The organism is Ruegeria sp. BG5, from assembly GCF_056538425.1.
Genome location: NZ_JBQFTC010000005.1, coordinates 73,426 through 87,393, shown reverse-complemented (window position 1 = coordinate 87,393; position 13,968 = coordinate 73,426). Strand labels below are relative to the sequence as shown.

Here is a 13,968-nt window from a genome sequence, read left to right as displayed (position 1 = left end):
AAACTCCCTGATCCGGCGGCGACGGGCGCTGCTATTCTATCGAGCCGCGATAATAAACGTCATGCTGTGAGGGTCCAGCTTTGAATTTCCAAAAGATCAGATTGGCTGCGGGCCTGTATTTTGTTGCCACTCCGATCGGAACCGCGCGCGACATTACGCTCAGAGCACTGGATATTCTGGCATCGGCGGACGTGATCGCGGCGGAAGACACCCGCAGCCTGCGCCGATTGATGGAGATCCATGGCATCCCGCTGGATGGTCGCCGAGTCCACGCCTATCACGATCACAGCGGCGCGGGCGCGCGCGGCAAGATTATGGACGCGCTGGCACAGGGGCAGTCGGTTGCTTACGCGTCCGAAGCCGGAATGCCACTGATCGCCGATCCGGGCTATGATCTTGGGCGGCAAGCGGCCGAGGCCGGATATACAGTGACCTGTGCACCAGGGCCGTCTGCGGCTTTGGCGGCCCTTACGCTGGCGGGTTTGCCAACGGATGCGTTCTTTTTTGCAGGCTTTCTGCCGAATGCGTCCGGTGCTCGGCGCAGCCGAATCGAAGCCCTGCGTGATATTCCCGGAACGCTGGTGTTTTACGAATCGCCCAAACGCGTCGCCAGCAGCCTGTCCGATCTGTCCGACGTTCTGGGCGCAGATCGTCAGGCCGCTTTGTGCCGGGAACTGACGAAGAAATTCGAAGAAATCAAGCGCGGTACGCTGGGCGAACTGGCGCAGGCCTATCAGGGTCAGACCGTGAAGGGCGAGGTTGTCTTGCTGGTGGATCGCAGCCATTCGCAAAGTGTTAACGAGTCTGACGTAGAAGAGGCTTTGAAACAGGCCTTGCAGACGCATTCGGTTCGGGATGCCGCGGATCTGGTGTCGCAGATGTATGATCTGCCCCGGCGTCCGATCTACCAGAAGGCCCTGAAATTGGGAAAGGGATGACATGGCACAGCGTTCGGTTCGGGGATCAGTGTCCTATCACGCGGGTCAGGCGGCGGAACTGCGCGTCGCTACAGATTACGAACGCCGTGGCTTTTCCATCGCACATCGCCGTTGGCGCGGTGCCGGGGGTGAAATTGATCTGATTGCACGCGATAGCGATGGGCTGGTCTTCATCGAGGTAAAGAAAAGCGCCAGTTTTGACATGGCCGCGGCCCGTATCACACGGCGGCAAACGGAACGGATTTGCGCCTCGGCTGCGCAGTTTCTGGAAAACGAACCTGGCGGGCAGCTAACGAATGTGCGGTTCGACGCGGCATTGGTTGATCGCTCGGGTGCGGTCCAAATCATCGAAAACGCGTTTGGACAGGCCTAAGCCCCATTGAACCCCTCGGCCTGCTGCGCCATGTATCTGGCATGAAGTTGAGGGACATGCCATGAAAATCGCCTTTCAAATGGACCCGATCGGGGCCGTGGACATCAATGCCGACAGCTCTTTCCGCCTTGCGGAAGAGGCGCAGGCCCGCGGGCACCAGCTGTTCTTCTACGGCGCGGACCAATTGGCCTATCAGGAAGGCCGGATCACCGCGCGCGGTCAGGACATGACGGTGCAGCGTGTGCCCGGAGATCCGGCGGTGCTTGGACCGGAACGTGAGGTCGATCTGGCCGAGTTCGACGTCATCTGGCTGCGACAGGACCCGCCGTTCGACATGCATTACATCACGTCGACCCATCTGCTGGATCGCCTGAAAGGTCAGGTTCTGGTGGTCAATGACCCGTTTTGGGTTCGCAACTTCCCCGAAAAACTGCTGATCCTGGATTTCCCCGATCTGATGCCACCGACCACGATTGCGCGGGATCTGCGCACCATCAAGGCGTTCAAGGACAAGCATAAGGATGTCATCCTGAAACCCCTTTATGGCAATGGCGGAGCAGGCGTGTTCCGGCTTGATGCCAACGATCGCAATCTCACGTCCCTGCATGAGCTGTTCTCGGGCTTCTCGCGCGAGCCTCTGATCGTTCAGAAATTCCTGCCTGATGTCAAAAACGGCGACAAGCGCGTGATCCTGGTCGATGGGGAAGCGGTGGGCGCGATCAATCGTGTCCCGGCCGAAGGCGAGACGCGTTCGAACATGCATGTGGGTGGACGGCCCGAGAAGATCGGGTTGAGCGAACGCGATCTCGAGATTTGCGCCGCCATAGGTCCAATTCTGAAAGAAAAGGGCCAGATTTTTGTCGGGATCGACGTCATTGGCGACTACCTGACCGAGATCAATGTGACCTCGCCCACTGGTATTCAGGAGCTGGAGCGGTTTAACGGCGAGAACATCGCCGAAAAGATCTGGCAGGCGATTGAGGCCAAAATCTAGGCCATCACCCTGGCGCTGATGCGAAAACTCAGCGCCTCGGCCACATGGGGTCTGCGAATATCGGGCGCACCGTCCAGATCGGCGATGGTTCGCGCAACCCGCAGGATGCGGTGAAAGGCGCGGGCCGACAGGCCGAACCGGTCGGCGGCTTTCAGCAACAGGTCTTTGCCTTCGGGATCCGGGGCTGCGACCTCTTCCAACAATTTACCTTCAACATCCGCGTTCTGGCGGACGGATGGCGTATCTGCGTAGCGCGTGGCCTGAACCTGACGCGCCTGTTCCACACGTGTCGCGACGGTGGCCGAGCTATCGCCGGATGGCGGCAGATCAAGGTCGGTGAAGGCAACAGGCGGAACCTCAATCCGCAGATCAAACCTGTCCATCAACGGGCCGGAAATACGGTTCAGATAATCCTCGCCGCATCCGGGCGCACGGGAACACGCGCGGGACGGATCGGTCAGATAGCCGCATTTGCAGGGGTTGGCTGCGGCGACCAGCATGAAACGGCAGGGATATTTCACATGCGCATTGGCGCGCGCCACCATCACTTCGCCTGTTTCAATTGGTTGGCGCAGGGTTTCCAGTACCGTCCGGGGAAATTCGGGAAACTCGTCCATGAACAACACCCCGTTATGGGCCAGAGAAATCTCACCCGGTTTTGCGCCCTTGCCGCCGCCGACAATCGCCGCCATCGAGGCTGTGTGGTGCGGCTCGCGAAAGGGCCGCGCGCGGCTGATGCCGCCTTCGTCCAGCAACCCGCAGAGGGACTGGATCATCGACGTCTCCAGCGCTTCGACCGGTGTAAGGGGCGGCAGAATGCCGGGCAGGCGTGCTGCCAGCATTGATTTGCCCGAGCCGGGCGTTCCGATCATGATCAGGTGGTGCCGCCCGGCTGCGGCAATCTCAAGCGCACGTTTGGCACGTTCCTGCCCTTTCACGTCGCGCAGATCACGGGCGCTGGGCGACAGATTCACCTCACCCGGTTGCGCCGCGGCCAGAGGAGACTGGCCCGAGAAGTGGCGGACCACGTCGCCCAGAGACCCGGCTCCGATCACCTGAGTAGCATCGACCCATGCCGCCTCGGCGCTGGATGCGCGCGGGCAAAGCAGCGCGCGATCCTCGGAGGCGGCGGTCATGGCGGCGGGCAAAGCGCCGACCACGGGCACCAAAGACCCATCCAAGGACAACTCACCCAAGGCAACTGTGCCGTCGGCGGCATCTGCCGGAATGATCTCCAGCGCCGACAGCAGGGCGACGGCGATGGGCAGGTCGAAATGGCTGCCTTCTTTCGGCAGATCGGCGGGCGAGAGGTTGATGGTGATCCGCTTCGACGGCAGGGCAATGGCCATGGCGCTAAGCGCGCTACGGACCCGGTCGCGCGCCTCGGACACGGCCTTGTCCGGCAGGCCGACGATGGAGAACGCAGGCAAGCCCGGCGATACGGCGCATTGCACCTCGACCGGGCGGGCCTCGACCCCCTGAAAAGCAACGGTATGAGCGCGGGCAACCATGTTGATCCTGTTCTTGGTTAACAGGACGTTGCTGCCATGGTTGCGGTTTAGGAATCGTTAACGGCAGCACGCATGGCGGTGAATTTGGGCCATGCCTCGGGGTCAGCCACGGTTTTGTCGCGGCAGAACGAATTGCAAAAACCCCAGCGTTGTCCGTCCAACTCCAGAAAATCGGTCACCGGTTTGCCGGAATAGGGGCACATCGTGTTAACTGACGGGCCGGGTTCGGCGGCCATGGCCGTTGAAACACCGCCCACTGGCCATGGCTCAATGGGCAAATCCAAAGCGTAGGGAAATGGCTTATATTCAACCGTCAGCCCCATCGCGCGCCATTGGCGTACCGATGTATCGCTCAGCAGTTCGATGCAGTAGTCGCGATTGGCCTCGGATACAGGCAGGCCGTAGCCAATGATCCGTGCCGCCACCGGCGTGTAAAACACATCGGCCAGAGAATACGCGCCAAAAAGCGGTCCATCCTTGGCCCCCGAGATACGGCGCGCGTGGGCCCAGAGTGTTTCGATACGCGCCAGATCAGTCAGCGTGTCCTCAGATGGAGAGAACCCCTGCCAGACATGCTTCAACTGCATCGCGCATTGGCCGCGCAGGGCGGTGAAGCCGGCGACCATCTCGGCGCATAACCAACGCGCCGTGGCCCGTTCCGCCGGGTCACTGGGCCATAAACCGGCGTCCGGGTGACGTTCGGCCAGCGTTTCGGCCATGGCGAGGCTTTCGCCCACGACTGTTCCCTCGGGCAAGCGCATCGCGGGAACAAGCCGGGCCGGAGACAGTGGCTCCATATCCTGCGCCATGGTTCCGGAATAAAGGCCGATCATATGGGTTCGATAGGGCAGGCCGAACTTTTCCAGCATCAGCCAACCGCGCATGGACCAGCTGGAAAACAGCCTGTCGCCGATAAAAAGGTCATAGGTCATAAAGGGACGATGACGCAGCGCGTCGCGCAGGTAAATCAGTGATTTGTGCGCCGCCCGATCACGGAAGGTGATTGATTACACCAGCCGACCAGGCCTGACCGTCAAATACCAGATGGGTCACGGACAGGTTGTCGATGCGGTGCGCAAAGGTCTGTTGCGCGTCCAGATCCAGCGCGCGCTGAACCTGTGTCAGGATCACACCGAAATGGGCGACGATGACCAGATCGTGGCCCCGGTGATTGGCGATCAGGGTGTCAATCGCGCCATCGACCCGCGCGCGCACCTCGTTCCAGCTTTCGCCTTGTGGCGGGCGAACGTCGCCGGGGTTGTCCCAATAGGCGAAGGCCAGTTCGGGGTCTTCGGCCTCGATTTCGGCAAAGCCGCGCAATTCCCACGCGCCGAAATTGATCTCGCGCAGGTCCGGGTGATGGGGCAAACGGCGGCGTGTGCCTTGGATAGCTGTTGCCGTCTCTAAGGCGCGCGACAGGTCCGAGGACACGACTATTGCCGCGGGCGGCAGGTAGTCATGCAGGCGTTCCAGGGCGGCTGTGTCGCTCAGATCAGCCGGAAGATCGGACCAGCCAACCATGGTTTTGGCATGGGTCGGGCCATGGCGGACAAGGTGCAGCCGGGTCACGGCAATGTCCCCTTCAGAACCATCGGCAAGCCTGCCGTCACCTGTACCGCCAGATCGGCACGAGCGGCCAGGGCGATGTTCAAGCGACCCTGCGCCTCGCGAAAGCGGCGGGCCAGAGCGTTTTCGGGTACGATCCCATGACCTACCTCGTTGGACACAACGACGATCTGCGCCGCGCAATGCCCCAGCGCGTTCAGCAGGTCAGCCTGCGCCGTGGCCAGATCGGTTTCGGCCAGCAGGTGATTGGTCAGCCACATGGTGGCGCAGTCGATCAGGCAGATCTGATCCGCCTTCAATCCCGCCAAAACCGGGGCCAAATCCAAAGGTGCCTCGACCGTCAGCCAATCCGGGCCGCGTTGGGCGATATGCTGATCGACCTTTTGGCGCATTTCATCATCAAACACTTGTGATGTGGCCAGATAAACGCGGCTTTTCCCCGATGAAACAACCAGTTGTTCGGCAAAAGCCGATTTGCCCGAAGCAGCCCCGCCCAGCACAAAGGTTAAATCGGGCAGCACAATTCTTACCTTTCTAGTGATCCACCTGCTTGTGCTCTGCGTATCGACGACAGGTCGGCAAGGCAAGCCCGGCCATCGAATACGATAATTGGGAGAGTTTCATGGCACTTGACAACGCGACCGACTTTTCGATGTCCCGGCAGGCAATGAAGGCCGAATTGCTGGATGCAGAGACCGAGTTAAAGTTGGCATATGCCTGGCGCGATGATCGTGATGAAAAAGCTCTGCATCGACTGATCACCGCCTATATGCGGTTAGCTATTTCGATGGCGGCAAAATTCAAGCGCTATGGCGCGCCGATGAACGATTTGATCCAAGAGGCCGGTCTGGGCCTGATGAAAGCCGCTGACAAGTTTGACCCCGACCGGGGCGTGCGCTTTTCCACCTATGCCGTCTGGTGGATCAAGGCCAGCATTCAGGACTATGTGATGCGCAATTGGTCCATGGTGCGCACCGGCTCGACCTCATCCCAGAAATCGCTGTTCTTCAACATGCGTCGGGTTCAGGCACGGTTGGAACGCGAAGCGGCGACCGAGGGTCTGGAACTGGACCGGCACCAACTGCACCAGATGATCGCCACTGAAATCGGTGTGCCTCTGCGCGATGTCGAGATGATGGAAGGCCGCCTGTCAGGTTCGGATTTCTCGCTGAACGCGGTGCAATCGGTTGATGAGGACGGGCGCGAATGGATCGATGCGCTGGAAGACGACCGGGAACAGGCCGCAGAAACGGTTGCGCACAACCATGACACCGAACAACTGCGCGAGTGGTTGTTGACCGCCATGAACGCGCTGAATGACCGCGAGCGTTTCATCGTACGCGAACGCAAGCTGCGCGAACCCGCGCGGACGCTGGAAAGCCTGGGGGATGAGCTTGGGCTGTCCAAGGAACGTGTCCGCCAGCTTGAGGCCGCAGCATTTGTGAAGATGCGCAAGAACCTTGAAGCCCAGTCGCGAGAGGTGCAACACTTCATCGCATGACACGGCTTGCGATTCTGCTTTGTGCACTGATGGTTATGATGGTCTCGGCGCGTCCGGGCCAGGCGGATGCGTTGATCCCTCGCGACATGATTGCCGACATGCAGTCGGCGGATGTGGTAATATTGGGCGAAGTTCACGACAATCCCAGGCATCATCAGGTTCAGAGCCAGGCGATCCAGGCCATCTCGCCCTCGGCTGTTGTGTGGGAGATGGTGACCGAAGAAGGCGCACAAAGGCTGGCGCAAAAGGCCGTGTCTGATCCCGAAGAACTGGGCCGCATCCTGCGCTGGGCGGAAACAGGTTGGCCGCCGCTCAGCATGTATTACCCTGTTTTTCAGGCATCGGACGCGCCTGTTTATGGCGCCATGGTGCCGCGAACCGCTGCGCGGGCTGCGATGGAGCGCGGCGCGGCAACTGCGCTGGGCGCGGATGCGGCGCGATATGGTCTGACGGTTCCACTGCCACCTGCCGAACAGGCCGCGCGCGAAGCCGACCAGTTGGCCGCGCATTGTGACGAGCTTCCGGAAGAGGCCTTGCCGCAAATGGTCGCAATACAGCGCCTACGTGACGCCGTGCTGACACGCTCGACCCTGCAGGCGATCGAAGACACCGGCGGGCCGGTTGCGGTGATCACCGGCAACGGCCATGCCCGCAAGGACCGAGGCATTCCGACCTTCCTGTCGCGGATGCAGCCCGGGTTGAAGGTTTTTGTGCTGGGCCAATCCGAGGATGGCGCAATCGAAGGCACATTCGACGCGGTGATTGACAGCCCGACTGTTGATCGCGAAGACCCCTGCAAAGCGTTCGAGACCCAGAATTAACCGCTGGAACTACGCGGTGGCGTTGCCTAATGTCGGGGCCGACCGGGACGGGAAGGGCTGAACATGCTGTCATCCAAACGCATTTTGCTGATCATCGGCGGAGGGATAGCTGCCTACAAATCGCTGGACCTGATCCGGCGGCTGAAAGAGCGTGGCGCGGCCGTAACCCCCGTTGTGACCCGCGCGGCGGAAGAGTTTGTGACGCCCTTGTCCGTATCCGCGCTTGCAGGTGAAAAGGTCTATCGCGACCTCTTCGACCTGACCGATGAGGCCGAGATGGGCCATATACAGCTTTCGCGCTCGGCCGACTTGATCGTTGTTGCCCCGGCGACGGCGGATCTGATGGGCAAGATGGCCTCGGGTCTGGCGAATGATATGGCCTCGACCCTTCTGATGGCCACCGACACACCCGTTCTGTGTGCGCCTGCCATGAATGTACGGATGTGGGATCACCCCGCGACCCAGCGCAACCTTGCGCAATTGCAGGCGGATGGCGTGCGCTTTGTCGGCCCGAACGAAGGGGATATGGCCTGCGGCGAATACGGTCCCGGCCGCATGTCCGAACCGCTAGAGATTGTTGCCGCGATCGAGGCCCAATTGTCGGACGGCCCATTGCAGGGCAAGCGCATTCTGGTGACGTCCGGCCCCACGCATGAACCCATCGATCCCGTGCGCTATATCGCCAATCGGTCGTCGGGGGCGCAGGGCACCGCCGTGGCGCGGGCCTTGGCGGCGCTTGGGGCGGATGTGGTCTTTGTCACCGGCCCCGCCGATGTGCCCCCGCCCGAAGGCGTGCAGGTGGTGCGCGTTGAAACGGCGCAGGAAATGTCGGACGCGGTCGACGCCGCCCTGCCGGTGGATGCTGGTGTGTTTGCTGCCGCCGTGGCCGACTGGCGTGTCGCCAGCGCCTCGGTCCGGAAGCTGAAGAAAACCCGCGACGGCTTGCCTGCGCTGGAGTTTGCTGAAAACCCCGACATCCTGAAACGGGTTGCACATCTGGAGCAGGGACGGCCAGCGCTGGTCGTGGGTTTTGCGGCGGAAACAAATGACGTTCTGGACAATGCCACCGCGAAACGACTGCGTAAGCAATGTGACTGGATTGTCGCCAATGATGTCAGCCCCTCGACCGGTATCATGGGCGGGGCCGAGAACGCGGTGGTTCTGATCTCGGACACTGGTGCCGAGGAATGGCCTCGCATGGGCAAAGACGCGGTGGCCGCCCGTCTGGCCCAGAAGATTGCCGAGGCGTTGGGCGACTGACGCCTTGGACTATGAACAAAGAGGAACTGGAATGGTCGCAATTCGTGTGATCCGCGACGCGGGGTCCGATGCCTCGGTGGCATTGCCGTCTTATGAAACATCCGGTGCCGCCGGTGCAGATGTGCGCGCAAACCTTCCCGGCGGCAAGGCGATTACACTTGAGCCCGGGCAGCGCGCCTTGATCCCGACCGGCCTGCGGATCGAAATCCCCCAAGGGTACGAGGTTCAGGTCCGCCCGCGCTCGGGGCTGGCCCTGAAACACGGGATCACCCTGCCCAACACGCCGGGGACAATCGACAGCGACTATCGCGGACCCCTGGGCGTGATCCTGATGAATGCCGGGCAAGACCCCTTTGACGTGGCGCATGGTGAACGTATTGCGCAACTGGTCGTCGCCCCGGTCGTTCAGGCCGAGTTCCTAGTGGCGGACGACCTGAGCGATACCGAACGCGGGGCAGGTGGCTTCGGCTCCACCGGGCGCGGCTGATGTTGCTGGTTCTTCTGTTGGCCGCCGGGCTTTGGGGCGTCGGCTATGTCGCTGGTGTATCGCGCACGGCACGGCTGGTCTCGGTCGCGGTTCTTTTGTCGGGCGTCATCATTGCGCAGCTGATCCTGCCCGACGGCAACCCCTTGCGCGAAGCGACCGGTGGGTCCGCCGCGATGTGGTTGATTCTGGCCGGGTTTGCCGCTTTGGTTCTGGCCTATGGCAGGATGCTGAAAGCCCTGCGCAACCGGGCCACGCCCGCGACAGATCAGGAGGCCACCAAACCCACGGGTCGTTTTTCTGAAACCGAACTGGATCGCTATGCCCGTCACATCGTTTTGCGGGAACTGGGCGGGCCGGGGCAGAAGAAACTCAAAAAAGCGCGGGTGCTTGTCATCGGCGCGGGCGGTCTGGGCGCGCCCGCGTTGCAATATCTGGCGGCGGCGGGTGTCGGCACCATCGGCGTGATCGATGACGACGTGGTTGAAAACGCCAACCTGCAACGGCAGGTGATCCACCGCGACGCCGACATCGGAATGCCCAAGGTTTTCTCGGCGCAACAGGCGATGGAAGCGCAAAACCCGAACGTTGTGGTGCTGCCCTACAATCGCCGCCTGAGCGATGAGATTGCGGCGGACCTGTTCGCCGATTTCGATCTGATCCTGGACGGGACGGACAATTTCGACACCCGCTATCTGGCCAACCGAACGGCGGTTGCCTTGGGGAAACCTTTGATCTCCGGCGCGCTCTCGCAATGGGAAGGGCAGCTGAGCGTCTTTGACCCCGCCACCACAGGCCCGTGCTATCAGTGCATCTTTCCCGAAGCGCCTGCTGCCGGGCTGGCCCCTTCTTGCGCCGAAGCCGGAGTGATCGGGCCGCTGCCCGGCGTGGTGGGATCCATGATGGCGGTTGAGGCGATCAAGGTGATCACCGGTGCCGGGGCCGCCTTGCGGGGTGAAATGCTGATCTATGACGCGCTTTATGGCGAAAGCCGCAAGATCACCCTGTCCAAACGCGCCGATTGCCCGATCTGCGCGCAGGCAGCCGCCCAGGCGTAACCGCCGCGCGCGCCAGCGCGCGGCCCGGCCCAACCGCGCCAAGGCGCATCTGCGATGCGCGCTGCGCGGGCGGGAGAGCCCCGTTCACCCCAAAGCGCGATCCAGATCGGCGATCAGGTCCTCGGCATCTTCCAGCCCGACCGACAGACGGAAAATCCCGTCGCCTGCATAGGCGCGGTAATCCTCCAACTGCGCACCGCTCAGTTTGAACGACGTCTCCATTAGCCCATCGGTGCCCATCCAGAAGATCAGGCTGCGGTGATGCCCCAGCGAGACTGCATAGTGGATCACCTCAAGCCTCTCGATCATCTGTTGTGCGATGCGTTCGCCCTCAGCAGCGTTGCCCACCTGGAATGAGATCATGCCGGACATATTCGACATCTGTTGCTGCGCCAGTTCGGCCTGCGGATGCGACGCGAGGCCGGGATAGATCACCTTGGTGACCCGCGGGTCATTGTCCAGCCATTCGGCCACTGCCATGGCTCCGGCCTGATGGGCCTTCATGCGCAGGGGCAGGGTGGTGGCGCCGCGCGCGATCAGCCAGGCGTTGAACGGCGACAGAACGCCTCCGTGATGGATCGCGGCCTCGGCCCGCATCCGGGCGATCAGTTCCGCCGATCCGGCCACCGCGCCTCCCACCGCGTCGCCATGCCCGCCAATATATTTCGTGATCGAGTGCAGCGTCAGATCAACACCCAACGCCACCGTGTCCATGCCCAGTGGCGAGGCAAAGGTGGCATCACAGCTCAGCAACGCCCCGGCCTGACGCGCCAGCCGCGAGACTGCGGCCAGATCGGTCAGCCGCCCGATGGGATTTACCGGCGTTTCGGTATGGATCAGCCGCGTGTTGGGGCGCAGGGCCGCAGCCACGTTCGACGGATTAGACATGTTCACGGCTGAGACCTCAATGCCCATGCGCGGCAGTGTCTCGCGCGCCAGTTCGGCCACGCCAGCATAAGACACGTCGGAGACAATCAGATGATCGCCCGCCGACAGAAAGGTGAAAAAGATCGCCGAGGCCGCCGCCATCCCCGAGGCGGTCGCCAGACAGGCCTCAGTGCCCTGCAGCGCAGCGATCTTGGCCTCCAGCCCCGCCACGGTCGGGTTGGCCCAGCGGGAATACACATAGGGCGTCTCGGGCGTCAGATCATGGGCGGAAAACCCGGCCAGATCCTCGGTGATATAGGTCGAGCTCATGTGGATCGGCGGGGCCGATGCGTTGGTCGAGGCGTCTGGCGGATCCCCGGCATGGATCGCTGTCGTCATGATCCCGGCGGGGCGATTGGGTTTTGTCATGGGCGTCCTCCCTTTCGTGTCGAACCTGAGCGGGCTATCGCGACAAGGCAAGCAGATTTGCGACGAATTCTGCCGGTTCCGGTACCACCCCCTCTGGACCATTCCCCGCGCCCTACATAGCTTGAGGGTCAAAGGAGATCTGCATGACCAACCCGATCCTGTCCGACTGGACCACGCCCTTTGAAATCGCGCCCTTCGCTGCGATTTCAGATGAAGATTTTGCCCCGGCACTGGATAAGGCGATGGCTGCGCATAACGCTCAGATCGACGCGATTGCCGGAAACCCGGACGCGCCCACCTTTGCCAACACGATCGAAGCGCTTGAGGCCGCGGGGGAGCAATTGGATAAGGTCCTGTCGGTGTTTTTCACGGTGGCAGGGGCCGACAGCAACCCCAAACGGGAAGAGTTGCAGCGTGACTTTTCACCGAAACTGTCGGCGCATTTCTCGGGCATTTCATCGAACAAGGATCTGTTCCGCCGGGTGGCCGATCTTTGGCAGCGGCGCGATGATCTGGACCTGAGCGATGAACAGGCCCGAGTTCTGATGCTGACCCATCGCGGCTTTGTCCGCGCTGGTGCCGCGCTGCAGGGCGAGGCCGATGAAAGGATGCAAGGGATCAAATCGCGCCTTGCCTCGCTGGGCACCTCGTTCACCCAGAACCTGCTGGCGGATGAGCGCGATTGGTTCATGGTTCTGGCCGAGGATGATCTGGACGGCCTGCCCGATTTCGTCATCGCTGCGGCCCGCGCAGCGGGTGAGGAAAAGGGCGCGAACGGGCCGGTCGTGACCCTGTCCCGCTCGCTGATCGTGCCGTTTCTGCAGTTCTCATCCCGCCGCGACCTGCGGGAAACAGCCTATCGCGCCTGGGCTGCGCGGGGGGCAAATGGGAATGAGACCGACAACCGCGAGATTGCAGCCGAAATCCTGACCCTGCGGGAAGAGCGGGCCAAGCTGCTGGGCTATGACAGTTTCGCGGATTTCAAGCTGGAAACCGAGATGGCCCGCTCGCCCGACCGCGTGCGCGATCTGTTGATGCAGGTTTGGGACCCCGCCAAAGCCCGCGCCGATGCGGATGCCGAGATCCTGATCGGCATGATGCAAGAGGATGGCGTGAACGGCCCCTTGGAAGCCTGGGACTGGCGATACTATGCCGAGAAGCGCCGCAAGGCCGAGCATGACCTGGACGAGGCGGCGCTGAAACCGTACCTGCAACTCGACCGTATGATCGAGGCGTCGTTTGCCTGCGCCAACCGTCTTTTCGGGCTGGAGTTCGCGCCGCTGGACGTGCCGCTCTACCACCCCGATTGCCGGGCGTGGGAGGTGACGCGCAACGGGAGGCATGTGGCGGTTTTCATTGGCGATTATTTCGCCCGAGGCTCGAAACGGTCAGGGGCCTGGTGCAGCGCCATGCGGGCGCAGGCGAAGTTTCCCGAAGAACAGGCCCCCGTCGTGATTAACGTCTGCAACTTTGCCAAGGGCGATCCCGCGCTGTTGTCTTATGATGACGCGCGGACGTTGTTTCATGAATTTGGGCATGCGCTGCATCAGATGCTTTCGAACGTGACCTATGAAAGCATCTCGGGCACATCGGTCGCGCGGGATTTCGTCGAACTGCCCAGCCAGCTTTATGAACACTGGCTGGAAGTGCCCGAGGTTCTGGCCGAATACGCCATCCATGCCGAGACGGGTGAGCCGATGCCTCAGGCGATGTTGGAGAAGGTGCTGAAGGCAGCCAATTTCGATCAGGGGTTCCAGACGGTCGAATATGTGGCCTCGGCCTTGGTTGATCTGGCGTTTCACGAAGGCGCGGCCCCGGCGGATCCGATGGCTAAGCAGGTCGAGGTTCTGGCCAAAATCGGCATGCCAAAGGCCATCGGGATGCGCCACGCCACCCCGCATTTCGCCCATGTCTTTGCGGGCGACGGGTACAGCGCAGGCTACTACAGCTACATGTGGTCCGAGGTCATGGATGCCGACGCCTTCGCCGCATTCGAAGAGGCCGGAGGGGCCTTTGACCCCGAACGCGCCAAGGCGCTGGAAGACAATATCCTCTCCACCGGCGGCTCGCGTGAGGCCGAGGATCTGTATCTGGCCTTCCGGGGTCGCCTTCCGGGTGTCGAGGCCCTGCTGAAAGGGCGCGGGTTGATCGCCGCCTGATCGGATC

14 protein-coding genes are annotated in these 13,968 nt (G+C 61.9%); 9 read left to right on the top strand and 5 right to left on the bottom strand.

Features of this window, described 5'->3' with window-relative positions:
* Positions 1-80 precede the first annotated feature (80 nt).
* The 3 genes from rsmI (at position 81) to gshB (ending at position 2,305) form a co-directional block, all read left to right on the top strand.
* Positions 81-938, top strand: a complete 858-nt coding sequence (gene rsmI, locus ACR0KX_RS15285) for a 16S rRNA (cytidine(1402)-2'-O)-methyltransferase (protein WP_170623980.1) — start codon at positions 81-83, stop codon at positions 936-938.
* Between the two features lies 1 nt (position 939).
* Positions 940-1,311: a YraN family protein gene (locus ACR0KX_RS15280; RefSeq protein ID WP_170455578.1), complete on the top strand. Its 372-nt coding sequence runs from the start codon at positions 940-942 to the stop codon at positions 1,309-1,311.
* Positions 1,312-1,372: 61 nt separating this feature from the next.
* Positions 1,373-2,305, top strand: a complete 933-nt coding sequence (gene gshB / locus ACR0KX_RS15275) for a glutathione synthase (RefSeq protein WP_170623978.1) — start codon at positions 1,373-1,375, stop codon at positions 2,303-2,305.
* Here gshB and ACR0KX_RS15270 read toward each other — a convergent pair.
* Genes ACR0KX_RS15270 through cobU form a run of 4 tightly spaced genes read right to left on the bottom strand, consistent with a single transcriptional unit; the run spans position 2,302 to position 5,903 of the window.
* The gene (locus ACR0KX_RS15270) at positions 2,302-3,816 is read right to left on the bottom strand and encodes a YifB family Mg chelatase-like AAA ATPase (protein WP_170623976.1); all 1,515 of its coding nucleotides are present in this window, start codon (positions 3,814-3,816) and stop codon (positions 2,302-2,304) included. The genes gshB and ACR0KX_RS15270 overlap by 4 nt on opposite strands.
* Positions 3,817-3,863: 47 nt before the next feature.
* Complete coding sequence (locus ACR0KX_RS15265) at positions 3,864-4,748, bottom strand: glutathione S-transferase N-terminal domain-containing protein (protein ID WP_480708564.1); 885 nt, start codon at positions 4,746-4,748, stop codon at positions 3,864-3,866.
* A gap of 58 nt (positions 4,749-4,806) precedes the next feature.
* A complete protein-coding gene (locus ACR0KX_RS15260; protein ID WP_170455569.1) occupies positions 4,807-5,385 on the bottom strand; it encodes a histidine phosphatase family protein in 579 nt (192 codons plus the stop codon).
* Entirely contained in the window at positions 5,382-5,903 is a 522-nt protein-coding gene (cobU, locus tag ACR0KX_RS15255) for a bifunctional adenosylcobinamide kinase/adenosylcobinamide-phosphate guanylyltransferase (protein ID WP_170455567.1), read from the bottom strand. Before cobU ends, ACR0KX_RS15260 begins: the two co-directional genes overlap by 4 nt.
* Positions 5,904-6,004: 101 nt before the next feature.
* Between cobU and ACR0KX_RS15250 the strand changes: the two genes are divergently transcribed.
* The 5 genes from ACR0KX_RS15250 to ACR0KX_RS15230 all read left to right on the top strand — a co-directional run bounded on the left by ACR0KX_RS15250 (position 6,005) and on the right by ACR0KX_RS15230 (position 10,506).
* The gene (locus tag ACR0KX_RS15250; RefSeq protein WP_170455565.1) at positions 6,005-6,883 is read left to right on the top strand and encodes an RNA polymerase factor sigma-32; all 879 of its coding nucleotides are present in this window, start codon (positions 6,005-6,007) and stop codon (positions 6,881-6,883) included.
* Positions 6,880-7,704 (top strand): ChaN family lipoprotein, encoded by an 825-nt coding sequence (locus ACR0KX_RS15245; protein ID WP_480708563.1) that lies wholly within the window; start codon positions 6,880-6,882, stop codon positions 7,702-7,704. The genes ACR0KX_RS15250 and ACR0KX_RS15245 overlap by 4 nt, the downstream gene beginning before the upstream one ends.
* 63 nt (positions 7,705-7,767) lie before the next feature.
* Positions 7,768-8,964 (top strand): bifunctional phosphopantothenoylcysteine decarboxylase/phosphopantothenate--cysteine ligase CoaBC, encoded by a 1,197-nt coding sequence (gene coaBC / locus ACR0KX_RS15240; protein WP_480708562.1) that lies wholly within the window; start codon positions 7,768-7,770, stop codon positions 8,962-8,964.
* Between the two features lie 31 nt (positions 8,965-8,995).
* Positions 8,996-9,451 (top strand): dUTP diphosphatase, encoded by a 456-nt coding sequence (gene dut / locus ACR0KX_RS15235; RefSeq protein ID WP_170455559.1) that lies wholly within the window; start codon positions 8,996-8,998, stop codon positions 9,449-9,451.
* Complete coding sequence (locus ACR0KX_RS15230; protein WP_170623965.1) at positions 9,451-10,506, top strand: molybdopterin-synthase adenylyltransferase MoeB; 1,056 nt, start codon at positions 9,451-9,453, stop codon at positions 10,504-10,506. Before dut ends, ACR0KX_RS15230 begins: the two co-directional genes overlap by 1 nt.
* Before the next feature lie 84 nt (positions 10,507-10,590).
* On the opposite strand, the gene ACR0KX_RS15225 is transcribed toward ACR0KX_RS15230, so the two are convergent.
* A complete protein-coding gene (locus ACR0KX_RS15225; RefSeq protein WP_170623962.1) occupies positions 10,591-11,802 on the bottom strand; it encodes an aminotransferase class I/II-fold pyridoxal phosphate-dependent enzyme in 1,212 nt (403 codons plus the stop codon).
* Between the two features lie 143 nt (positions 11,803-11,945).
* On the opposite strand from ACR0KX_RS15225, the gene ACR0KX_RS15220 reads away from it, so the two are divergent.
* A complete protein-coding gene (locus ACR0KX_RS15220) occupies positions 11,946-13,961 on the top strand; it encodes a M3 family metallopeptidase (RefSeq protein WP_170623960.1) in 2,016 nt (671 codons plus the stop codon).
* The last annotated feature ends 7 nt before the right edge of the window (positions 13,962-13,968 follow it).